Annotated in this window: 21 protein-coding genes and 2 riboswitches; of the genes, 12 read left to right on the top strand and 9 right to left on the bottom strand. The window is 67.6% G+C overall.

All coding sequences use genetic code 11. The features are described from left to right. Positions 1–73 precede the first annotated feature (73 nt). Both ACZK0Z_RS20070 and ACZK0Z_RS20065 read left to right on the top strand, forming a co-directional pair. Positions 74–331: a hypothetical protein gene (locus ACZK0Z_RS20070; RefSeq protein ID WP_049426991.1), complete on the top strand. Its 258-nt coding sequence runs from the start codon at positions 74–76 to the stop codon at positions 329–331. 297 nt (positions 332–628) lie between these two features. Next, positions 629–1,702 (top strand): 3-deoxy-7-phosphoheptulonate synthase, encoded by a 1,074-nt coding sequence (locus ACZK0Z_RS20065; protein ID WP_197632493.1) that lies wholly within the window; start codon positions 629–631, stop codon positions 1,700–1,702. 211 nt (positions 1,703–1,913) lie between these two features. On the opposite strand, the gene ACZK0Z_RS20060 is transcribed toward ACZK0Z_RS20065, so the two are convergent. After that, positions 1,914–2,531, bottom strand: coding sequence for a trimeric intracellular cation channel family protein (locus ACZK0Z_RS20060; protein WP_005411215.1), 618 nt, complete (start codon positions 2,529–2,531; stop codon positions 1,914–1,916). Between the two features lie 84 nt (positions 2,532–2,615). After that, positions 2,616–2,719, bottom strand: a riboswitch (glycine riboswitch). A gap of 13 nt (positions 2,720–2,732) precedes the next feature. Further along, positions 2,733–2,822, bottom strand: a riboswitch (glycine riboswitch). 40 nt (positions 2,823–2,862) lie between these two features. Here ACZK0Z_RS20060 and ACZK0Z_RS20055 point away from each other — a divergent pair. The 3 genes from ACZK0Z_RS20055 to ACZK0Z_RS20045 all read left to right on the top strand — a co-directional run bounded on the left by ACZK0Z_RS20055 (position 2,863) and on the right by ACZK0Z_RS20045 (position 4,176). After that, positions 2,863–3,138, top strand: coding sequence for a GIY-YIG nuclease family protein (locus tag ACZK0Z_RS20055; protein WP_197632492.1), 276 nt, complete (start codon positions 2,863–2,865; stop codon positions 3,136–3,138). A 147-nt stretch (positions 3,139–3,285) separates the two neighbouring features. Next, a complete protein-coding gene (locus ACZK0Z_RS20050) occupies positions 3,286–3,717 on the top strand; it encodes a nuclear transport factor 2 family protein (protein WP_049427681.1) in 432 nt (143 codons plus the stop codon). 3 nt (positions 3,718–3,720) lie between these two features. After that, positions 3,721–4,176: a hypothetical protein gene (locus ACZK0Z_RS20045; protein WP_049427680.1), complete on the top strand. Its 456-nt coding sequence runs from the start codon at positions 3,721–3,723 to the stop codon at positions 4,174–4,176. 128 nt (positions 4,177–4,304) lie between these two features. Here the strand turns inward: ACZK0Z_RS20045 and ACZK0Z_RS20040 are convergent, their stop codons facing one another. Beyond that, positions 4,305–5,585 (bottom strand): NAD(P)/FAD-dependent oxidoreductase, encoded by a 1,281-nt coding sequence (locus ACZK0Z_RS20040; protein ID WP_049427525.1) that lies wholly within the window; start codon positions 5,583–5,585, stop codon positions 4,305–4,307. A 123-nt stretch (positions 5,586–5,708) separates the two neighbouring features. Between ACZK0Z_RS20040 and ACZK0Z_RS20035 the strand changes: the two genes are divergently transcribed. Then, positions 5,709–6,488 (top strand): NYN domain-containing protein, encoded by a 780-nt coding sequence (locus tag ACZK0Z_RS20035; protein WP_010481148.1) that lies wholly within the window; start codon positions 5,709–5,711, stop codon positions 6,486–6,488. 34 nt (positions 6,489–6,522) lie between these two features. On the opposite strand, the gene ACZK0Z_RS20030 is transcribed toward ACZK0Z_RS20035, so the two are convergent. After that, on the bottom strand, positions 6,523–6,714 hold the full coding sequence (locus ACZK0Z_RS20030) for a hypothetical protein (RefSeq protein ID WP_152906551.1): 192 nt from the start codon (positions 6,712–6,714) through the stop codon (positions 6,523–6,525). Positions 6,715–6,793: 79 nt separating this feature from the next. Here ACZK0Z_RS20030 and ACZK0Z_RS20025 point away from each other — a divergent pair, with 79 nt between their 5' ends. Then, the gene (locus tag ACZK0Z_RS20025; RefSeq protein ID WP_197632491.1) at positions 6,794–7,414 is read left to right on the top strand and encodes a glutathione S-transferase family protein; all 621 of its coding nucleotides are present in this window, start codon (positions 6,794–6,796) and stop codon (positions 7,412–7,414) included. Between the two features lie 96 nt (positions 7,415–7,510). On the opposite strand, the gene ACZK0Z_RS20020 is transcribed toward ACZK0Z_RS20025, so the two are convergent. Beyond that, positions 7,511–9,688 (bottom strand): primosomal protein N', encoded by a 2,178-nt coding sequence (locus tag ACZK0Z_RS20020; RefSeq protein WP_197632498.1) that lies wholly within the window; start codon positions 9,686–9,688, stop codon positions 7,511–7,513. A 413-nt stretch (positions 9,689–10,101) separates the two neighbouring features. On the opposite strand from ACZK0Z_RS20020, the gene ACZK0Z_RS20015 reads away from it, so the two are divergent. The 4 genes from ACZK0Z_RS20015 to sppA all read left to right on the top strand — a co-directional run bounded on the left by ACZK0Z_RS20015 (position 10,102) and on the right by sppA (position 15,381). Beyond that, positions 10,102–11,106: a hypothetical protein gene (locus ACZK0Z_RS20015; protein WP_049427521.1), complete on the top strand. Its 1,005-nt coding sequence runs from the start codon at positions 10,102–10,104 to the stop codon at positions 11,104–11,106. Continuing rightward, complete coding sequence (locus tag ACZK0Z_RS20010; RefSeq protein WP_049427519.1) at positions 11,099–11,683, top strand: DUF3106 domain-containing protein; 585 nt, start codon at positions 11,099–11,101, stop codon at positions 11,681–11,683. Before ACZK0Z_RS20015 ends, ACZK0Z_RS20010 begins: the two co-directional genes overlap by 8 nt. Positions 11,684–11,978: 295 nt before the next feature. Then, positions 11,979–13,343, top strand: a complete 1,365-nt coding sequence (locus tag ACZK0Z_RS20005) for an MATE family efflux transporter (protein WP_014038646.1) — start codon at positions 11,979–11,981, stop codon at positions 13,341–13,343. Between the two features lie 115 nt (positions 13,344–13,458). Beyond that, complete coding sequence (gene sppA, locus ACZK0Z_RS20000) at positions 13,459–15,381, top strand: signal peptide peptidase SppA (RefSeq protein WP_049427515.1); 1,923 nt, start codon at positions 13,459–13,461, stop codon at positions 15,379–15,381. 120 nt (positions 15,382–15,501) lie between these two features. Here the strand turns inward: sppA and ACZK0Z_RS19995 are convergent, their stop codons facing one another. Then, complete coding sequence (locus tag ACZK0Z_RS19995; protein WP_164136776.1) at positions 15,502–15,714, bottom strand: hypothetical protein; 213 nt, start codon at positions 15,712–15,714, stop codon at positions 15,502–15,504. A gap of 111 nt (positions 15,715–15,825) precedes the next feature. Between ACZK0Z_RS19995 and ACZK0Z_RS19990 the strand changes: the two genes are divergently transcribed. After that, positions 15,826–16,602 (top strand): SDR family oxidoreductase, encoded by a 777-nt coding sequence (locus tag ACZK0Z_RS19990; protein ID WP_019660789.1) that lies wholly within the window; start codon positions 15,826–15,828, stop codon positions 16,600–16,602. Between the two features lie 115 nt (positions 16,603–16,717). On the opposite strand, the gene ACZK0Z_RS19985 is transcribed toward ACZK0Z_RS19990, so the two are convergent. The 4 genes from ACZK0Z_RS19985 to ACZK0Z_RS19970 all read right to left on the bottom strand — a co-directional run bounded on the left by ACZK0Z_RS19985 (position 16,718) and on the right by ACZK0Z_RS19970 (position 21,395). Next, complete coding sequence (locus ACZK0Z_RS19985) at positions 16,718–17,461, bottom strand: hypothetical protein (RefSeq protein ID WP_197632490.1); 744 nt, start codon at positions 17,459–17,461, stop codon at positions 16,718–16,720. 35 nt (positions 17,462–17,496) lie between these two features. Beyond that, on the bottom strand, positions 17,497–18,186 hold the full coding sequence (locus ACZK0Z_RS19980) for a DUF4124 domain-containing protein (RefSeq protein ID WP_049428924.1): 690 nt from the start codon (positions 18,184–18,186) through the stop codon (positions 17,497–17,499). A 43-nt stretch (positions 18,187–18,229) separates the two neighbouring features. Beyond that, positions 18,230–18,820, bottom strand: a complete 591-nt coding sequence (tsaC, locus tag ACZK0Z_RS19975; RefSeq protein ID WP_080354994.1) for an L-threonylcarbamoyladenylate synthase type 1 TsaC — start codon at positions 18,818–18,820, stop codon at positions 18,230–18,232. Positions 18,821–18,914: 94 nt separating this feature from the next. Then, positions 18,915–21,395 (bottom strand): DNA topoisomerase I, encoded by a 2,481-nt coding sequence (locus ACZK0Z_RS19970; RefSeq protein WP_197620484.1) that lies wholly within the window; start codon positions 21,393–21,395, stop codon positions 18,915–18,917. Positions 21,396–21,515: the final 120 nt, after the last annotated feature.

The following is a 21,515-nucleotide window of genomic DNA, read 5'->3' as shown; positions in this document are numbered from 1 at the left end:
CATGGCACATGCGCCTGTCACCCGGACGCGGTAAACAGTGCACTGCCCCTGTCCATCCGCACGGAAGTCGATCATGCAGAGCACGCTCCAGGTAACGCTGTACGGCCCGCTTGGCGACACCCCGGCGCTGCAGCTGCCGCAGGTGGAAGGGCCGTCGGTGGCGATCCCGGAACCGCTCCTGCGGCGGCTGGTATCCGACCTTTACACCGCCCGTTCCCTGCTCAATCCCGAGCAGCTGGATGAGGCCCGGCAGGAACTGGGGCGCGTGCTGGAGCGCTGGGCCGACATCCATGAAGGCCTGCTGCTGGACGTGGAAGTGCATGGCAGATGAGCGACTTCGCGTGCCTGGCGCCGCATGGATGGCCCAGGTGCGCGACTCGCTGAACCGCGCCCCCAGTTGCGGATGAAACATTTTGCACTGCGCAGAAGCTGTGCTATCAATAGAACCCATGAACGCAGCCCCCACCAGCTTTTACTGGTATTACTTTCCGAAGCCACTGGCGGAGGAAGGACTGCGCTCACCCTGAAGAAAGCTTCAGACGCATTCCCGAAAGCCGCCAGCGAACCTGGCGGCTTTTTTCATGCCGCCACGCTGGGGACCCCCAACGTTCCGGAGACCTCCCCCCCAATGCCCCCGCACACCGACGACCTGCGTATCCGCACCATCGAACCGCTGACACCGCCTGCCCAGCTGCTGGCGATGCTGCCGTGTGACGATGAAGCCTCCGACACCGTCAGCGCCTCGCGCGCGGCCCTGCACCAGATCCTGCATGGCCGTGACGACCGCCTGGCGGTGGTGGTCGGCCCGTGCTCGATCCACGACCCGCACGCCGCCATCGAATACGCCCAGCGCCTGAAGCCGCTGCGTGACGCACTGGCCGGCGAGCTGGAAATCGTCATGCGCGTGTACTTCGAGAAGCCGCGTACCACGGTGGGCTGGAAGGGCTTGATCAACGATCCGGACCTGGATGGCAGCTTCAGGATCGACAAGGGCCTGCGCATCGCCCGTGGCCTGCTGCGCGACATCAACAAGCTGGGCCTGCCGGCCGGCGTCGAGTTCCTCGACGTGATCTCGCCGCAGTACATTGCCGATCTGGTGGCCTGGGGTGCCATTGGTGCGCGCACCACCGAAAGCCAGGTGCACCGCGAACTGGCCTCGGGACTGTCGTGCCCGGTCGGCTTCAAGAACGGCACCGATGGCAACGTGAAGATCGCCGCCGACGCGGTGGGTGCGGCCTCCAATCCGCATCACTTCCTGTCGGTCACCAAGCAGGGTGGCACCGCCATTGTTTCGACCACCGGCAACCCGGATTGCCACGTGATCCTGCGCGGTGGCAAGCAGCCGAACTACGATGCAGGCAGTGTGGCCGAGGCCTGCCAGGCGCTGGCCAAGGCCAAGCTGCCGACGCGCCTGATGATCGACGCCAGCCATGCCAACAGCCTGAAGAACCCCGAGAACCAGCCGAAGGTGATCGAAGAGATCGCCGTTCAGTTGGAAGACGGCGAACAGCGCATCGTCGGTGTGATGATCGAGAGCCATCTGGTCGGTGGCCGCCAGGAACTGGTGGAAGGCCAGCCGCTGGTCTACGGGCAGAGCATCACCGATGGCTGCATCGACTGGGACACCACCGTGACGGTGCTGGAGCGACTGGCTGCGGCCGTGCGCGCCCGTCGTGAAGTGAAGGTGTCCGAAGCCGCCTGATGGAAGCCGCCTGAGTGCGGCATGTGTGTGGATGGCGGCCAGCGCCTGCGGGGGTGCGGCCGCGATCAGGGTCGGTCGGAGTTGGAGGCCGACCCGTCCGCACCGGCGATGCGCCTGGCGCTGCGTATGTGCGACAGCGCCAGGTACATCGCCGGGGTGGTGCAGGCTTTGACTGGTAGCGCCGGGCCATGCCCGGCGAACACGCCATCGTTCAATGCACCTCGTCGTGATACACGAACTTCGGCATTTCCCAGCGGTAGTGGATCGCCAACAGGCGCAGCGCAAACCCGCCACCGAGGCAACACAGGATCGCGGTGGCGTCGGCCACGCCCCAGTGCAGCAGCAACAGATACGCCGCGCCGGTCAGCAGCGCGATGATCGCGTACAGCTCCTTCTGGAAGATCAGCGGTACTTCGTTGCAGAGGATGTCGCGCAGCACGCCGCCGAACGCACCGGTCAGCATGCCGGCGATCAGCACGATCGGCATCGCATGGCCCGCTTCGCGTGCGATCGAGCAGCCGATCAGGGTGAAGGCGATGAGGCCCAAGCCATCGAGCACGAGGAAGGTACGGCGGAAGTGGTGCATCCAGCGCGCCACCCATGTGGCGATCAGCGCCGCGCACACGGTGAAGCCCAGGTACTCGGGGTGCTTCACCCAACCCAGCGGGTAATGGCCGAGCAGGATGTCGCGCAGCGAACCGCCACCGAGGGCGGTGACGCAGGCGATCATGACCACGCCGAACAGGTCCATGCGGCGGCGGCCGGCGGACAGCGCGCCGGTCATGGCTTCAGCGGAAATGGCGATCAGGTAGATGATGGACAGCAGCATGGGGCAGGCTCCGGGCGCGGTGGGGCCGGCCATGCGCGACTACCGCCACTGCCTGCGCAATGACGGGACGACGATGACCGGTGCCGCTCCCGCTGTCCTTTTGCCTGAGAGTTCAGCGGCGTGGGCCGCGTGCCCCTTCGGCGGATCGTCCCGGGCATGCCCGGTGACCTCTCTCCAGCTCGGCGAGTCGAATGCATGGTTGGTGGGATTCCAGCCCACCGGCCTGAGCGATCATGGGAGCCTGCGCCTTCGGCGGGCGCCAGCGTGGCGCCTCTCTCCTGCATTCGGCCGTCAGTATATCCGCTGCAGTGCAGCACGGCATAATCCCGCCATGGCCCCGTCCCCCCGCCCGTGGTTCCTGTACCTGCTCGAATGCCGCGATGGCAGTTATTACGCCGGCATCAGCACCGATGTGGAGGCGCGATTCGCCGCCCACCAGGCCGGCAAGGGCGCGCGCTACACCCGGGCCCGGCCGCCACTGCGCGTGCTGGCCGTACGCGAATACCCGGACCGTTCCGCCGCCTCGCGCGCCGAGTGGCAGCTCAAGCAGCAGCCGCGCGAACGCAAGCTGGCCTGGCTGCAGGCGCCGGATCCCGCGCTTCTGTAGAGCCGAGCCCGTGCTCGGCTGTTGTTGCTGCTGCTGCCTGATGGTCAAGCCGAGCATGGGCTCGGCTCTACAGTAGATCCACGCCACGCGTGGATGGGCTACCCGGCCCGTGCGATGATCGCCTCGCGCCCAGCGCTGGAGACCCGGATGTCCACGATCGCCCTGCTGTTCGCCCTTTCCGCAGCCATAAGCCCCGCCGCCGACCCGGCCACCATCGAGGCCATCGAAGCCACCTGCCATGACTACGTCGACGGCCAGCTGGAGGCGGACCCACAGCGCGTCGCACGGTCCCTGCACCCGGACCTGGCCAAGCGCGCGGTCCTCGGTGATACACCCGATGAGCGCCTTGGCCTGCGCCGGATGTCGAAGGAAGAGCTGGTCTCACTGACGAAGCAGGGCGCGCTGAAGACCCCGAAGGAGCAATGGGACCGCCGCTGCACGGTGCTGGATGTGACCGGCAGCGCTGCCTCGGTGCGGCTGGAAACACCGTGGTTCGTCGATTACTTCCACATGGGGCGCTTCGGGCAGCGCTGGGTCATCGTCAACGCACTGTGGTACCCGAAGCCGAAGGCGCAGTGACTGATGCGTGCCGCCGGCAAGGCATGGATCTCCGTCGTCGTGCTGGTCGCCGGCATCGCGCTGCTGCCTGGCCTGCTGTACCTGCTCGGGCTGACGCTGGTCGAAGGCCGGCCGCAGCCGGCAGACCGTGTGCCGAGTGGTGTGGCTGCGTGCACCAGTGAACCACGAACGGGATACCAGCCGATGAACCCGTGGCGTTTCATCGCCCAGTTCTTCGACAAGGACGTGATGAAGAAGAAGGTGCCTGAAGTGGAGCGGGAGGCCTTCTGGATTGCCCGACGCCACCTGTGGCGGCAACCGCAGCAAGACATGCTGCGCTGGCATCTCAGCAGCACCGCATTGACGATCTGGATCACCCGGCATTGGAGTACCGCGCAGATTGCCGACACCGCGAGAAAAGAGGATTTCTGCCGGGCATGGTCGAAACGGCGGGTGCCGGGCGGCCCGATGAGGAAGTAGAGCCACGCCATGCGTGGCTGAGCCCCATGCGGCCTGCACAGGCGCTCATCCACGCATGGCGTGGATCTACTGCAAGGGGTCAGAGCCCTTTCCTGCGGAAAGGGATCCGACCCCTGTTGCGTGCAGCCCTACCGCTTCGGCCGCCGGTCGTCGCGGTCATCACCGAAGATGATGCGTGCGCTGCGCTGGTAGCTCCAGTACGCCACCGCCCAGTTCAGCAGCACCACGATGCGGTTGCGGAAGCCGATCAGGAAGAACACGTGCGCGGCCAGCCAGAACCACCAAGCCAGCACACCAGATAACTGCAGCCGGCCCAGGTGCACGATCGCGGCCATGCGGCCGATCGTGGCGAGGTTGCCGTAGTCGGCGTACTTGAACGGACCGGGTTCGGGCTTGCCGTGCAGGCGCGCGCGGATCACCTCGGCCACGTACTTGCCCATCTGCTTGGCCGCGGGCGCCACACCGGGCACCGGCTTGCCATTGGCCTGGTTCAGCGCGGCCAGGTCGCCGGCCACGAACAGCTCCGGGTGACCGGGCAGGGTCAGGTCCGGTTGCACCTGCACGCGTCCGGCGCGGTCCAGCGGCACGTCCAGCGTGCGCGCCAGCGGTGAAGCGGCCACGCCGGCGGCCCACACCACGGTGCGTGCCGGCACGAACTGATCGCCGAGCTTGAAACCCTGGCTGTCGATGTCGCTCACCGGGGTACCCGTCAGCACTTCCACGCCGAGCTTTTCCAGCTGCCGGCGCGCCTTCAGCGAAAGGACTTCCGGGAACGAGGACAGCACGCGCGGACCGGCCTCGACCAGCCGCACCTTGGCGCTGGCCGGATCGATGTGGCGGAATTCATTACGCAGCGTGTGGCGCGCGATTTCGGCCAGCGTGCCGGCCAGCTCGACGCCGGTAGGGCCGCCGCCGACGATGGCGAAACTCAGCCACGCCGCTTTCTTTGCCGGGTCCGGTTCGGCCTCGGCGCGTTCGAAGGCCAGCAGCAGCTTGCGGCGAAGTGCGATGGCATCGTCCAGCGTCTTCAGGCCGGGCGCATCATCGGCCCATTGGTCGTTGCCGAAGTAGGCGTGGGTGGCGCCGGTGGCCAGCAGCAGGCTGTCGTAGTCCAGCGCGCTGCCATCGGCCATGCGGATCTGCCGGGCCTGCTTGTCGATGACCACCACTTCGCCCAGGCGGACTTCCACATTGCGCTGGTGGCCGAGGATGTGGCGCAGCGGTGCGGCGATATCCGGCGCGGACAGGCCCGCGGTGGCCACCTGGTACAACAGCGGCTGGAACAGATGATGGTTGCGGCGGTCGACCAGGGTGATACGCATGCGCTCGCGGGCCAGGGCACGGGTGGCCCAGAGACCGGCAAAACCGCCGCCGACAACGACCAGGTGGGGAACGCGCTCGCGACTCATCGACTCACTCCAGTGGGGGCATTGGGGGAAGCGCCTGGCATCTTCGCACGGCGACCGCCTGTCACGTCAGCGCCCGCGTGGATCGGCGATACTCGGGTTCAGGCAACCGCCCGCGAGGAGTCCATGAGCGAACCGGAAAAGCGCATCGCCCTGTTGATCGACGCCGACAACGCGCCGGCCTCGAAGATCGACGAAGTGCTGGCCGAAGTGGCCCGCTACGGCGTGGCCAACGTGCGCCGCGCCTACGGCAACTGGAAGAGCCCGCGATTGAAGGGCTGGGAAGCCGTGCTGCACGAATACGCGATCCGCCCGATCCAGCAGTTCGCCTACAGCAAGGGCAAGAACGCCTCGGACATGGCGATGGTGATCGATGCCATGGACCTGCTGTACGCGCGCAATCTGGACGGCTTCGCCATCGTGTCCAGCGATGCCGACTTCACCCCGATGGTGATGCGCCTGCTGACCGATGGCGTGAAGGTGTATGGCTTCGGCGAGAAGAAGACGCCGGAGCCCTTCGTCAATGCGTGCTCGAAATTCACCTATCTGGAAGCGCTGGGCCAGACCCATGCCAGCGTGCCGGATACCGAACAGGCGTCCAGCGAACAGGCATCGAATGAGCCGGTGGCCAACGACGATGCCCGGCCGCGCAAGAGTGGTGCGGAAATGCGCAGCGACACGCGGCTGGTGAAGATGCTGCGTCGCGCGGTGTCCTCGGCCGAGGGTGAGGATGGCTGGTCGCACCTGGGACCGGTCGGCAGCCAGATCGGCAACCAGGCCTCGTTCGACCCGCGGAACTACGGCTACGGCAAGCTCAGCGATCTGCTGGCGGCGATCGGCCTGTTCGAGCTGAAGAAGGACGGCAAGTCGTCCTACGTGCGCGCGCTGCCAAAAAAGAACCGGTAGTGCCGGCCACTGGCCGGCACATCACCCAAACGGGTCAGATCACCCGTGCTTCCGAATTCGCATAGCCGTCGGCGAACCCGGCGGCGAAATCCTCAACGCCGTTGAAGGCCAGCAGCAACAGGCCCGCACACAGCAGCAGATTGCGATTGGAGCGGCGGTAGCCCAGCACCAGCATCCCCAGCCCTGCTGCCAGCAGAACGTAGTTCAAAGCATCCCATGCAGTCACGTCGTCTCTCCCTGTGGATGGGCGTATCGTAGCGTTTCCGCGCCACCGTGGCGCACCGCTGCAGGCAAGGAAATCCGCAATGTTGAAGATCTGGGGCCGCCGCAATTCCAGCAACGTCCGCAAAGTACTGTGGTGTGCCGAGGAGATCGGCCTGCCGTATGAATCCATCGAAGTCGGTGGCAGCCATGGCGGCACGCAGACGCCGGAATACCAGGCGATGAATCCCAATGGCCTGGTACCGGTGATCGAAGACCACGGCCTGCCGCTGTGGGAATCGAACGCCATCGTGCGCTATCTGAGCGCACGCTACGCATTGGGCACGCTGTACGCCGAAGACCCGATGGAGCGCGCCCAGGCCGAGAAGTGGATGGACTGGAGCACCTCGCGGATGGCGCCGCTGTACAGCGACCTGATCTGGGGCATCATGCGCACCGCCCCGGCCGACCGCGACGAAGCGCGGATCAGCGCGGCCATCGTCCGTGCCGGTGACTACCTGGCGATGGCCGATGCCACCCTGGCCAGGCAGCCGTGGCTGTCGGGCGAAAAATTCGCGATGGGTGACATCCCGCTGGGCTCGCTGATCTACGCCTGGTTCGAACTGCCGATCCAGCGCCCGGAGCTTCCGCACCTGGCCGAATGGTACGCCCGCCTTCGCGAGCGTCCCGCCTACCAGCGCGGCGTGATGTCGCCGCTGACCTAAGCGAGAGCGTTCGGGGTCAGAGCCCTTTTCTGCGAAAAGGGATCCGACCCCAATACCGCGGGGTCGGATCCCACCCGACGGGTGGGCTCTGACCCCTCAATACAGATCCGTCGGATCCACATCCAGCGACCAGCGCACCTTGCGTGCTTCCGGCAGCGCGTACAGCTGTGGCACCAGCTGCCCGAGCACGCCGTGCAGTGGCGGCCGGTGCACGGCAGACAGCAGCAGCTGCGTGCGCTGGTAGCCGGCGCGCCGCGGCATTGGCGCCGGCATCGGCCCATACGCCTCCACCACGTTCTGCTCGCCCAGCAGCTGTCGCGCTGCCAGCAGGAACGCATTGGCATGCTCCACCTGCTGCGCTTCGGCGCGCATCAGCGCCAGATGCGCGAAGGGGGGGAATCCGGCGGCCTGGCGCTGGTTCAATTCGGCCTGTGCGAACGGGTGGTAGCCACCGCTGACCAGCGTTTCCAGCAGTGGATGCCCGGGGTGATGGGTCTGCAGCCAGACCTCGCCGGGATCACGTGCACGACCCGCACGGCCCGCCACCTGGATCAGCTGCTGCGCCAGTTTCTCGCTGGCGCGGAAGTCGGCCGAGAACAGGCCTTCATCAATGCCGACCACCACCACCAGGGTCAGCTTGGGCAGGTCGTGGCCCTTGGCCAGGATCTGCGTGCCGACCAGGATGCCGGGCTGGTCGCCCAGTTTCGCCAGCTGTTGTTCCAGTGCATCGCGGCGTGACGTGGTGCCGCGGTCGATGCGCACAACCGGAAAATCGGCGAAGGCGGCGGTGAGATGCTCTTCCAGGCGCTCGGTGCCGATGCCCTGCGGTTGCAGCGCCAGGCTCCCGCACGCGGGGCATGCCAGCGGTGCCGGTTGCCGCGCGCCACAGTGATGGCACTGCAGGCGACGGCCGCCGCCATGCACGGTCATCGGCGCATCGCAGCGGTTGCACGGTGCGGTCCAGCCGCAGTCGTGGCACAGCTGCACCGGTGCGTAGCCACGGCGGTTCTTGAACACCAGCACCTGCTGGCCGCGCTGCAGGTGCTCACTGATGCCGGCCAGCACATCGGCCGACAGGCCATCGTGCAGCGGCCGCTTGCGCACGTCGAGGATGCGCACGCGCGGTGGCCGCGCATCACCGGCACGCTGCTTCAGGCGCAGGTGGGTGTAGCGCCCGGCATAGGCGTTGTGCAGCGTTTCCAATGAAGGCGTAGCGCTGCCGAGCAGCACCGGGATGCCCAGCGCCTTGGCCCGCACCAGGGCGAAATCGCGTGCGTGGTAGCGGATGCCATCCTGCTGCTTGTAGCTGCCGTCATGTTCCTCGTCGACGATCAGCAGGCCGGCCTGCGGCAGTGGCGTGAACACCGCCGAGCGGGTGCCGACGATGACCCGCGCTTCGCCGCGGGAGGCCGCTGCCCAGACGCGCGCGCGCTCGTTGTCGTTCAATCCCGAGTGCAGGGCATGCACGGCGATGCCGAGGCGGCCGCGGAAGCGTGCCAGGGTCTGCGGGGTGAGGCCGATTTCCGGCACCAGCACCAGCGCCTGCCTGCCTTGCGCTAGGCAGTGGATGATGGCCTGCAGGTAGACCTCGGTCTTGCCGCTGCCGGTTACGCCATCCAGGAGGAACGGTTGGAAGCCCTCGACTGCCTTGATTGCCGCCACGGCCTCGGCCTGGTCCGGGTTGAGGGTGGGGCCGGGCAGTGGCTGCGCGTGCTGCGGCGCCACGCTCAGCGCTACGCGCTCGGCCAGTTCCCGCTTGGCGAGGCTGCGCGCGGCGGTGCGCCAGTCGTCCATGCGTTCTCCCAGCACGTCTTCATCGACGATGGCGTCGGCCAGCAGTTCGGCCAGTTGCCGGGGGCGGCTGCCGGCACGCAGTTTTTCGCGCTGGGCGCGGCCTTCGGCGGTCAGCTGCCAGCCCCAGTGGTGGGTGTCGGGCAGGGCGTCGCCATGGCGCAGCGGGCCCGGCAGGGCGGTGCTCAGCACCTCGCCCAGCGGCGCATGGGTGTAGCGCGCCAGCCACTGCAGGCTCTGCCACAACTCGCCCTGCAGCAGCGGTTGCGGGTCGCACCACGCCAGGGCCTGGCGTAGTCCCTGGCCGTCATCGGTCTGGCCGTGGCCGACCACCACGCCGACCAGCTCGCGGTTGCCGAACGGCACCTTCAGGCGGCAGCCGACCGCGACCGTGGGCCCATCGCCCTCCGGCGACAGGTAGTCGAACAGGCGTGGCAGCGGTACGGGCAGGGCGACCTGCAGGGTCGGAATGGGTGAAAGCATCGGGCCAGTGTAACGGGCCATGCGCGCGCGAATGGCAGGGGGCGGAGGCGGCCGGGGAGCCCCCGTTGAATCATAAATGTCACCTAAATATCGGTGTCCATTGGAGATTCAGTCTTATCCACATGTTCTGTGGATAACGTTGTGCGTTACCGGTCGACGGGAACGCAGGAGGCCGATGGCGACGAGCTCACGCTTGGGTTGGTCAAAAAATCGCCACACTTCAAAGTCATTCAAAATCAACAACTTGAGTGTGAAACATTGCTGAAACAGAGTGAATTCAGCTGGATGCCGCAGTTTTCCCCGAGGCGGGCTTGGTGCTGTGCACAACCTGCAGCACGAAGTGCCTTTGGGCGCAAGTCCTACGGGTGCCGAGGGGCTGCCGCTATCATGCTGGCAGACCTTTGGAGTGACCGATGACGGCTGTGCCCGCCCCTGTTTCCTCGACCGCGGCCGGCGCGCTGTCGGCGTTCCTGCGCGGCGTCGAGCGCCGCGCCCTGGTGGTGGCTGAGCTGCAGTGCGGCGACGCCGCGCGTGCCGAGCAGACCCTGGTGGCGGTGATGCGCGCCTTTGCCGCGGTCGCCAGCGACCTGCCGATGGCGCAGTGGCCGACCCGCTTCTGGACCCTGCTGGGCCAGCGCCAGGCGCTGCGCGAGCCGGTGGGCGGCCAGTGGTTGCCGCCGTTGGCTGCGCTGGGCGAGATGGCGCCGCTGTCACGCTTGGCGCTCCTTCTGCGGGTGGGCGGCAGTCTGGACGAGGGCATCGCCATGCGCGTGCTCGATCAGGACGAAGCGGGCTACCAGCACCTGCTGGCCGATGCCTGCCCCCGCGATGCACATGGCCAGCCCGATGCGTCGGCCTGGCGCCAGCTGGCCGAACAGGTGCAGCTGCGCATCCGCGACCTGCCGGCCAAGCGCCTGCAGCAGCTGCAGCAGCCAGCTGCACCAGCCGCCAGCAATGAAGCTCCCTCGACCAGTTGGCGCGCACCGCAGCGCGATGATCGTGCGGCCGCCCAGGGCAAGCGGCGGCGGCCCAATGCCAGGCCGCGCTGGCGCGGTCCGGTGATCCTGCTGGTGACGGTGGCGGTGCTGTTGGCCGCGGCGCTGGGCTGGCGCTACTGGCAAGTACATTCATCCGGTAGCGATGCTCCTCTGCCGGAAGGCGTCGTGGGTGAAGCTGGCCCGGTCACGGTGGAAGCGCTTCCGCCGAGCAAGGTCAACGCTACGCCGGATGCGACCCCGGCCCAGGCCTCCGACGACGCCACGATGCTGGCTGATCGCGACTATCCGCTGGTGGCTGATGCCGATCTGTATGCCTGGACCGCCGCGGGCGGCCCGTTGCCGGTGGATGAATCGCAATCCAGACCGAGCCGGCCGGAGCCGGCCAGCGCCACGCTGGAAACCGCTGCTGCCGATGAATAAGACCGTATTCGCCAGCCTGCTGCTGGCCCTGCCGCTGTCGCTGTCCGCTGCGCCGCAGACCTTGAACGTCCCATTGCCGCCGCCGGTGCCGGCCACCTCATCTGCCGCGCCAGCGCCGGCAGCTGCACCTGCTGCGCCCGCATCGTTTGCCCAGCTCGATGCTCCGCAGCAGCGTCAGCGCCGAGCCGACTACGCGGCCTGGCGCGCCCTGCCGGAGAGCGAGCGGGAGCGCATCCGGCAGGCTGCGGCGCGGTTCAACGCGCTGCCGGCGGACCAGCAGCAGCGTCTGCGCCAGCAGTTCCAGGCGCAGGACCAAGCCTTCCGTGAAGGCTGGCGGCTGGGCCCGCAGCTGGGACTGGAGTTCCCCAAGCTGCATGGCCTGTTCGGCTTCGTGCCACCGGAACAGCGCGAGGCCGCGCTGGCCGTGCTGCGCCAGCTCAGCCCGGCGCAGCTGGCCCAGCTGACCCTGGTCGCGCAGCGCACGCCACCGCAGGAACGCGACACGGTGCGTGGCGCGTTCCTCGCCGTGCCCGCCGCCGAGCGCGACACCTGGCTCAAGCGCCAGGCCGGCCAGTAAACCCGAAGGCGTAGCGTCGACGGGTAACCTCGACAGGGTAGAGTCGACTGTCAGTCGACTTCCGCGCGCAGCGCGGGGTTTTCGCGGTCCTGTATGAAGAGCAGTCGACTGACAGTCGACTCTACAGGGGGGCGTCTTTTCCGGTAACGCGATCGCAACGCGTGATGCCGGGGCCTGCCGGAACCCGGCATTCACGCCATGTCATGGGAATGCGCGCGCTGCGCGCGTAAGATGACCGGCCGCAACCCGGTGCCTGTGCCCTTCGCGCGCAACCGTAGTTCGCGTCAAGCACCTTATGTCTACTGCAACCTCCACGCCGCGCTTCAGCAAGGAAGTCGGCGCCACCGGTCTGCTCGCCCTGCCGCTTGTGCTCGGGCATGTGTCCACCGGCCTGATCTCCTTCGTCGACAACGTGATTGCCGGCCACCACGCCACCGCGACCCTGGCTGCGGTGACCATCGGCACGGCGCTGCTGTGGCTGCCGATGCTGATCCCGATCGGCACCCTGATCTCGCTTACCGCATCGGTGTCGCAGCTGCATGGCGCCGGCCGCGAGCGCGAGATCGGCCCGCTGTTCCGCCAGGCACTGTGGCTGGCGCTGGGCCTGGGCCTGATCATGTTCACCTTCCTCACCGTGGTGCCACCGCTGCTGCCGGCGTTCGGCATCGCGCCGGACATCGTGCCGGGTGCCACCGCGTTCCTGCATGCGGTGCGCTGGGGTGGTCCGGCGCTGACCCTGTACTTCTGCATGCGCTACCTCAGCGAGGGCATGCACTGGACGCTGCCGACCATGCTGCTCGGCTTCGGCGGCCTGCTGGTGCTGGCGCCGATGGGCTACGTGCTGGCCAACGGCAAGCTCGGCTTCCCGGAAATGGGCGCGGAGGGCCTCGGCATCGCCTCGGCGGTGATGATGTGGCTGCAGGCGATCGCGTTCGCCACCTACCTGTGGTTCACCAAGCGCTTCGCCCACCTGCAGCTGTTCTCGCACTTCGAGGGGCCGCGCTGGAAGGCGATCTGGGAATTGCTGCGCACCGGCCTGCCGATCGGCATCACCGTGCTGATGGAAGGCGGCCTGTTCATCGTCACCGCGCTGCTCATCGGCCGCCTCGGTGCCAATGAAGCGGCCGCGCACCAGATTGCGATCAACGTGGCGCAGCTGTGCTTCATGATCCCGATGGGCGTGGCCGAGGCCACCACCGTGCGCGTCGGCCATGCGGTCGGCCGCGGCGATGGCTTTGGTGTGCGCCGCGCGGCGTGGGCCGGTTACGCGATCATCATGGGCACGCAGACGCTGTCGGCGGCGGTGCTGCTGTTCGGCCACGACGCCATCGTCGGTGTCTACACCAACGACCTGGCGGTGGCCGGCCTGGCCTCGACGCTGCTGCTGTACGCGGCTACCTTCCAGTTCCCGGATGGCATCCAGGTGCTGTCGGCCGGTGCGCTGCGTGGCCTGAAGGACACCCGCGTGCCGATGTTCATCGCCATGTTCGCGTACTGGGGCCTGGGCATGCCGCTCGGCGCCGGGCTCGGCCTGGGCCTGGGCATGGGCCCGCAGGGCATGTGGATCGGCCTGATCGTCGGCCTGACCGCCGCCGCCATCCTGATGGGCTGGCGCCTGCGCCGCAGCAGCCTGCGCATCGGCCAGTCGATGCTGTCCTGATCCTCCCGCCTGCCATGCCGACCCATGGCGGGCGATCCCCTGACTTGTGTCCGATGCCGCATCACGCGGCACCGGCTATGCTGGTACCACGGCAAGAAGCCATCCGGAGCGCTCCATGAATCAACCCGTGCCCCCACTGCCCCCGGCGCGTCGCAATCCCGTCGCCAGTTTCTTCATCGGGCTGTGGGACGTCATGAACTTCACCCGCCGGTTGATTCTCAACCTGGTGTTCTTCGGCCTGCTGTTCCTGCTGCTGGTGATGTTCGTCATCGCCGCCGGCATGGGCGCCGGTGCCAGCAAATCGCTGCAGGACCGCACCACCCTGGTGATCGCGCCGGAAGGCCGCCTGGTCGAGCAGTTCAGCGCTGATCCGGTCAGCCGTGCGCTGGCCAAGGCGGTGGGCGACAACGGCGCCGAAGAGATCCAGCTGCGCGACCTGTTGCGGGTGATCGAGTCGGCCAAGGAAGACAAGAAGATCGAGCGCGTGGTGCTGGAGCTGGACAAGCTGCAGCCGTCGGGCTTCGCCTCGCTGCGTGAAGTGGCCGCGGCGCTGCAGGACCTTCGTGCGTCCGGCAAGCAGCTGGTGGCCTACAGCGAGAGCATGGGCCAGTCGCAGTACCTGCTGGCCGCACAGGCCGACGAGGTCTACCTGGACCCGATGGGGTCGGTGGTGCTCGAGGGCCTGGGCCGCTACCGCCAGTACTTCCGCACCGGCCTGCAGGACAAGCTGGGCGTGGACGTGCACCTGTTCAAGGTGGGCGAGTACAAGTCCGCCGCCGAGCCGTACGTGCTTGATGCGGCGTCGCCGGCTTCGAAGGAAGCCGACCTGTTCTGGATGAACGATGTGTGGCAGCGCTACCTGGCCGACATCGCCAAGGCACGCCGCCTGGATCCGGCACAGCTGGCCGCCGGCATCGACACGCTGCCGGAAGGCATCGCCGCCGCCGGTGGCGACCTGGCCAAGTTCGCCCTGCAGCAGAAGCTGGTGACCGCACTGAAGACCCGCGAGGAATTCGAGGATCTGATGATCGAGCGCGGGGTGGCCGACGACGATGCCGACGGCGGTTTCCGCAACGTCGACTTCGGTCGTTACCTGGCCCTGCTCGACGCGCGCCGCAACCCGGTGGACTCGCGTCCGCAGGTGGCGGTGGTGGTGGCCGAAGGCGAGATCAGCGGCGGTGACCTGCCGGCCGGCCGCATCGGTGGCGAATCGACTTCGGCGCTGCTGCGTGCCGCGCGTGACGACGAGAACGTGAAGGCCGTGGTGCTGCGCGTGGATTCGCCGGGCGGTGAAGTGTTCGCCTCCGAGCAGATCCGCCGCGAAGTGGTGGCGCTGCAGGCCGCCGGCAAGCCGGTGGTGGTGTCGATGGGTGACCTGGCCGCTTCCGGTGGCTACTGGATCAGCATGAACGCCGATCGCATCTACGCCGATCCGTCGACCATCACCGGTTCGATCGGCATCTTCGGCATGGTGCCGAACTTCAGCCGCGCGCTGGACAAGATTGGCGTGCATACCGACGGCGTGGGCACCACCCGCTTCGCCGGTGCCTTCGACGTCACCCGCCCGATGGACCCGGCCGTGGGCCAGGTCATCCAGACGGTGATCAACAAGGGCTATGCCGACTTCACCGGTCGCGTCGCCGATGCCCGCAAGAAGCCGGTCGAGGCGGTCGATGAAGTGGCCCGTGGCCGCGTGTGGAGCGGTGCGCAGGCCAAGGAACGTGGCCTGGTCGACGCCTTCGGTGGCCTGAAGGACGCCGTGGCCGATGCCGCCAGCCGTGCCAAGCTGGGCAAGGCCGATGCCTACCGCGTGCGCTACATCGAGAAGGCGGCGACGCCGTTCGCGCAGTTCGTCAGCGGTTTCGCCGGCAGCCGCGCCGGTGCCTGGATGCTGTCCGACTCGGGCATGGCGAGGATGATGCTGGCGCGCACGATGCCGGAAGTGGACACCCAGTTGCGCTTCGTCGAGAACGCGGCCCGCGAGAAGGGCAATGGCGCGCCGGTGAAGGCGCTGGCGTATTGCTTCTGCGGGTTCTGATCGGAAAGCATCCACGCGTGGCGTGGATCTCTTGGAAACGCCCGGCTTCGGCCGGGCGTTTTCGTTCATGGGGTCGGATCCCTTTGCTCAGAAAAGGGCTCTGACCCCACAAGCGACCCGTCATTGCGTCGCGTCGGCTTCGGCCTTGCGCTCGCGTGCAGCGGCCTCTTCCACGGCCTTCCGTGCGTCCTTCGCACGGTCCAGCGGCTCCTGCATCGCGCGCGACATCGCCTTGGGCACCGGTGGCTTCTCCGGGTTCGGCGTCGGCGGCCGCTGGCAGGCCACCAGCAGCACGCTGGCCAGCAGGGACGAGGACAGGGTCAGGATGCGCATGGCGGCTCTCCGCGGTGGGCGTAGGTGCAGTGTCGCATCCCCGGCAGGGGGCCACCGTGAGCGCGTATCCTTGCCGCATCGAAATGCAGCGGGCGCGGCCCCGGAGGACACATGACCCAGCAACGGTGGCGCCTGGACGGCCAGACGGCCCTGATTACCGGCGCCAGCGCCGGTATCGGCCTGGCCATCGCGCATGAACTGGCCGGCTTCGGCGCTGACCTGATGATCGTCGGGCGCGACATCGACATGCTGGAGACCGCGCGCGACGAGCTGCTGGACGTGTATCCGCAGATGCAGGTGCACGCGCTGGCCGCCGATGTCTCCGACGACGAAGACCGCCGCCAGATCCTGGACTGGGTGGAAGACCACAGCGATGGCCTGCACATCCTGGTCAACAACGCCGGTGGCAACGTCACCAAGGCGGCCACGGAGTATTCCGAGGACGAATGGCGGAAGATCTTCGAGACCAACCTGTTCTCGGCGTTCGAGCTATCGCGCTACGCGCATCCACTGCTGGCTCGCCACGCATCTTCGTCGATCGTCAACGTCGGCAGCGTGTCCGGCCTGACCCACGTGCGCAGCGGCGTGGTCTACGGCATGACCAAGGCCGCGATGCACCAGATGACCCGCAACCTGGCCGTCGAGTGGGCCGAGGATGGCATCCGGGTCAATGCCGTGGCGCCGTGGTACATCCGCACGCGGCGGACCTCCGGTCCGTTGTCGGACCCGGATTACTACGAGGAAGTGATCAACCGCACGCCGATGCGCCGCATTGGCGAGCCGGAGGAAGTGGCCGCGGCCGTGGGCTTCCTGTGCCTGCCGGCCGCCAGCTATGTCACTGGTGAGTGCATCGCGGTGGATGGCGGTTTCCTGCGTTACGGGTTCTGATCGCTCTGCTGTAGAGCCGAGCCCATGCTCGGCTGCATTCCGCCAACGGCAGCCGAGCATGGCTCGGCTCTACAACAGATCCACCCCTTGGGCTGGTGCGGCCATGCCGCCGCTGTCACCCCGGTACCGGGCAGATACTGGCCTCCAGCACGCCCTGCAGCCGCTCGCGTTCTCCGCGCGCGGTTTCGCGGTTCTCCGGCGCGGCGAAGCGCTCACGGCCGCGTGCATCGCGGAAGCGCTGCTGCCAGCTGCCGCATCGCTGTGCTTCGGGCAGTTCCTCGCAACGGTCGCGCACGACTTCGCAGCCGGCCGCGTTCATCGGCGTGACCCCGCCCAGGCCCTGCACCGTCATCGGTTCGCAGCGGCCGGGTGATGCCTCGTACTCGTGCAGATAGCTACCACCCTGTCCGTCGGTGCACTGGAAGATCGGGGGAAGTGGTGGCTTCGGTGGTCCGTTGCCTGCTTCGGCACGAGCGTCGGCATCACGGCGCAGGGTCGCACTGTCGAGAATCTGGTTGCCACCTTCGCGTTCAACCATTCCCGCTTCCATGATGGTGCGCCCTTCGTCCGCGCGCCTTGGTGCCGCTGCGGCCGCAGGCACTGCTTCGGGCCTGGTCGGAGCCGCGGCGGGCGTCCTGGTGACAACAGGTGCTGGTGCCTGGGGCGCGGCGACCACCGCCGGCTGTGCACTGGCCGGCTCGGGCACGCGCAGCACCTGCTGCTTGGTTCCGGACGGGCAGGGCGTACGTTGCAGGGTCGGTATGTCGCTGTTGCTGGACGTGCAGCGGTACACCACGCCGGCTTCGGCCAGTGCCGTGCCGGGCAACAACGCCAGGGCCAGCCAGATCAGTCTGTTCATGCCTACAGCGTACAGGCTGCGATGCCGGGCTGCGCTCAGCGCTGGCAGTCGCGTGACAGGCGCGCGTCGATGCCACGCTGCTCGTTGCTGATGGCGGTGCGCTCGCTCTGCAGTGCGCTGTTGTAGCGACGATCCAGTTCCCAGCGGCGGTCGCGCAGGCGTGCGCAGACCTCCTGCGGCGGCAGCGCGTGGCAACTGTCGCGCACCAGCACGCTGCCGGCCGGGACCTGCACGCCCACGCCGACTGCCGGCGGCCGGTAACCTGCACCCTCGCCGACGGGCGAACCGATCGGTGTGCCGATGGCCGGGCGCGGACCCGGGTAGGCCGGGCCCCGATGCCCGTGTGGCAGCCAGACGCTGGTCCACAACGGCACCCATCGCGGATTGCCCTCGTTGCTGTCGCTGGTATAGCGCTGGCCGTCGTCGCGCACGCATTCGTACAGCGGCTGCGGCGGTTGGATGTAGACGTGGCGGACCTCGCGGTCACGCATCACCGGAGCTTCGTCCGGCGGTGCGGGCGAAGCATCGCTGCGAACCACCCGCGGCGCTGGATCGCGCGGGCGCTGCAGGTCGCGGACTTCCTGGCGGCCGCTGTTGCAGGGCGTGTCCTGCAGGGCCACCGCACCGTTGCTGGCGACGCAGCGGTAAACGCGCACATCCTCGGCCGCCGGTGCCATCGATGGCAGCAGCAGGCACAGTCCCAGGGCGGTGCGCAGCAGGTTCATGAAGGCAGGGTGCGTGATTGTCCGGGGCAGCGCAATTGGCCGATCAGGAGCGCAGCACGTTGCCGCTGAGCGCGTCGCGGATCGGGGTGGGCTGGGCCAGGCCACCGGTTTCGCCATCGAGGATGCCGTCGAGCAGGCGCAGCAGGCGTGGATCCAGTTCTTCGCGGCGGCGCGCTGGGGGCTCGCCGGCCAGGTTGGCGCTGGTGGAGACCAGCGGGCCTCCCCAGGCACGGCAGAGTTCGGCCACCAGCGGGTGGGCGCTGATGCGTACGGCGATGCCGCTGTGCTCTCCGGTGACCCACGGCTGGGCACGGGGTCCGGCCGGCAGGATCCAGGTGTTGGCGCCGGGCCAGCTGGCCAGTACTGCGCGTTGGCGTGCATCCGGCAGCGCCTGCAGGCGCACCCAGCCTTCCAGCTGAGGCAGTTCGGCGGCAACGAGGATCATGCCCTTCTCGATCGGTCGCTGTTTCAACCGCAGCACCGTGTGCACTGCCGCTTCGTGCGAAGGGTCACAGCCCAGGCCCCAGACCGCTTCGGTCGGGTAGGCGATCACGCCGCCCGCGCGGAGCGTGGCGACAGCAGAGTCCAGCGTGAGTTCTTTCATGGCGGCGACCGGCCCGGCGTGGGCCTTCATTATCCCCCTGCAGCGTGCAGAGGGGGTGGAACCTGCAACCCGGGTGGGTGCGGACCGTTGGCCCGCACTCGCCTCATCCACGCATGGCGTGGATTTACTTCTTGGCGGCCTTCTTGGCCGGTGCCTTCTTCGCGGCAGCCTTCTTCACCACCTTCTTCACCGCCTTCTTGGCCGGTGCCTTCTTGGCGGCAGCCTTCTTCGGCGCGGCTTCCTTCTTCACCGCGGCCTTCTTGGCCGGCGCCTTCTTCGCAGCGGCCTTCTTGGCACCGAAGCCCTTGCGCACCGGCTTGCCGGTTTCTTCCATCAGCTGCTGCACTTCAGCCAAGGTCAGCGAGGCCGGTTCGCGATCCTTGGGGATCTTGCCGTTCATCCTGCCGTCGCTGATGTACGGGCCGAAGCGGCCGTTCAGCACCTGGATGTCGCTGCCCTCGAACTCCTTGATGATCCGGTTGCGCGCGATCTCTTCCTTCTCTTCGATCAGGAACACGGCGCGGGCCAGGTCGATGGTGTACGGGTCGTCTTCCTTCTTCAGCGAGGCATAGGTACTGCCGCGCTTGGCGAACGGTCCGAAGCGGCCAATGCCGACGCTGACCGGCTCGCCCTTGTCCTCGCCCAGCGCGCGCGGCATCAGGAACAGTTCCAGCGCGTCTTCCAGCGAGATGGTGTGCATCGACTGACCGGGGCGCAGCGAAGCGAACTTCGGCTTCTCCTCGGCATCCTCGGCGGTGCTGCCGATGGCGGCATACGGCCCGAAGCGGCCCAGTCGCACGCTGACCGGCTTGCCGGTCTTGGGGTCGGTGCCGAGCTCGCGCGCGCCACTGGCCTCGGCGCGGTCGACCGATTCCTTCTTGTCTTCGACCAGTTCCTTGAACGGTTCCCAGAAGCGCGACATCAGCGGGATCCACTCTTCTTCGCCACGCGAGACGGCATCGAGCTCGTCTTCAAGCTTGGCGGTGAAGTCGTAATCCACGTACTGGGTGAAGTGGCTGGACAGGAACTTGGACACCGCACGGCCGACGTCGGACGGGCGGAAGCTGCGACCTTCCATCTCCACGTACTTGCGGAACAACAGGGTCTGGATGATCGAGGCGTAGGTCGAGGGACGGCCGATGCCGTACTCTTCCAGCGCCTTCACCAGCGCCGCTTCGGTGTAGCGCGGCGGCGGCTGGGTGAAATGCTGTTCGGCCTGGATGCGTTCCAGCGGGACGCGGTCGCCGGGCTTCATGGCCGGCAGCTTGCGGCCTTCGTCCTCGTCCTCGGCGCTCTTGTTGTCCTTGCCTTCCTCGTACACGGCCAGGAAGCCGGGCACGACCACGGTGGTGCCGCTGGCACGGAACACGTGCTCGTTGCCGGCCGACAGGTCGACGCTGACGGTGTTGAGCGTGGCCGGAATCATCTGGCAGGCCACTGCACGCTTCCAGATCAGTTCGTACAGGCGGCGCTCGTCGTCGGTGAGGAAGCGTGCGACCTGGGCCGGGGTGCGCAGGGCCGAGGTCGGGCGTACCGCTTCGTGCGCTTCCTGGGCGTTCTTCGACTTGGTCTGGTAGGTGTTGGGCTGGTCGGGCAGCGAGGCGATGCCGTAATCGCGGGCGATCACGTCGCGGATCTCGGCCAGCGCATCCTGCGACAGGTTCACCGAGTCGGTACGCATGTACGAGATCAGGCCGACGGTGCCTTCTTCGCCGATTGCTACGCCTTCATACAGCTTCTGCGCCACCTGCATGGTCTTGCGGGTGGTGAAGCCGAGCTTGCGCGAGGCTTCCTGCTGCAGGGTGGAGGTGGTGAACGGCGGCGCCGGGCGGCGCTTGCGCTCCTTGCTGGCCACGTCGGTGACGTGCAGCGAGCCCTGCGCGGCCTGCTGGATGCGCATGCGCGCCGCTTCAGCGGTGTCGCCATCGGTGATGGTGAACTGCTCGAACTTCTGCCCGTCCAGCTTGATCAGCTTGGCGTTGAAGTGCTGGCTGGGATGCGCGCACTCGGCGGCGATCGACCAGTATTCGCGGGCGATGAAGGCTTCGATCTCTTCCTCGCGCTCGACGATCATGCGCAGCGCCGGGCTCTGCACGCGGCCTGCGGACAGGCCGCGCTGGACCTTGCGCCACAGCACCGGCGACAGGTTGAAGCCGACCAGGTAGTCCAGCGCGCGGCGCGCCTGCTGGGCATCGACCAGGTCGCTGGCGATCGCGCGCGGCTGGCTGATGGCTTCCTTGATGGCGCGCGGGGTGATCTCGGTGAACACCACGCGCTGCATCGGCTTGTCCTTGACCAGCCCGCGTTCCTTCAGGATCTCGGCGATATGCCAGCTGATCGCCTCACCCTCGCGATCCGGGTCGGTCGCCAGCAGGATGTCGTCGGCGCCCTTGGCGGCCTTGGCGATCGCATCGACGTGCTTCTCGTTCTTGTCGATCACGTCGTAGTGCATGGCGAACCCGTTGTCCGGGTCGACCGCGCCTTCCTTCGGAATCAGGTCACGCACATGCCCATACGAGGCCAGGACGGTGTAGTCCTTGCCGAGGTATTTGTTGATCGTCTTGGCCTTGGCCGGCGATTCGACGATGAGCAGGTGCTTGGGCATGGCAGCAGGGTCTGTGGGGCGAACCGTGGGGAAGGGGCCGCTAGGGTGGAGCAAATGGCCGCATTAGTGAAGCGGCCACGCGCAAATCCATAAACTGAACGCCCGGTAATGTGCCGGGCG

The sequence above is a fragment of the Stenotrophomonas sp. 116085_Sma genome (genome assembly GCF_056479585.1).
The sequence above is the reverse complement of the archived record's forward strand: the minus strand, read 5'-3'. Positions and strand labels throughout refer to the sequence as shown.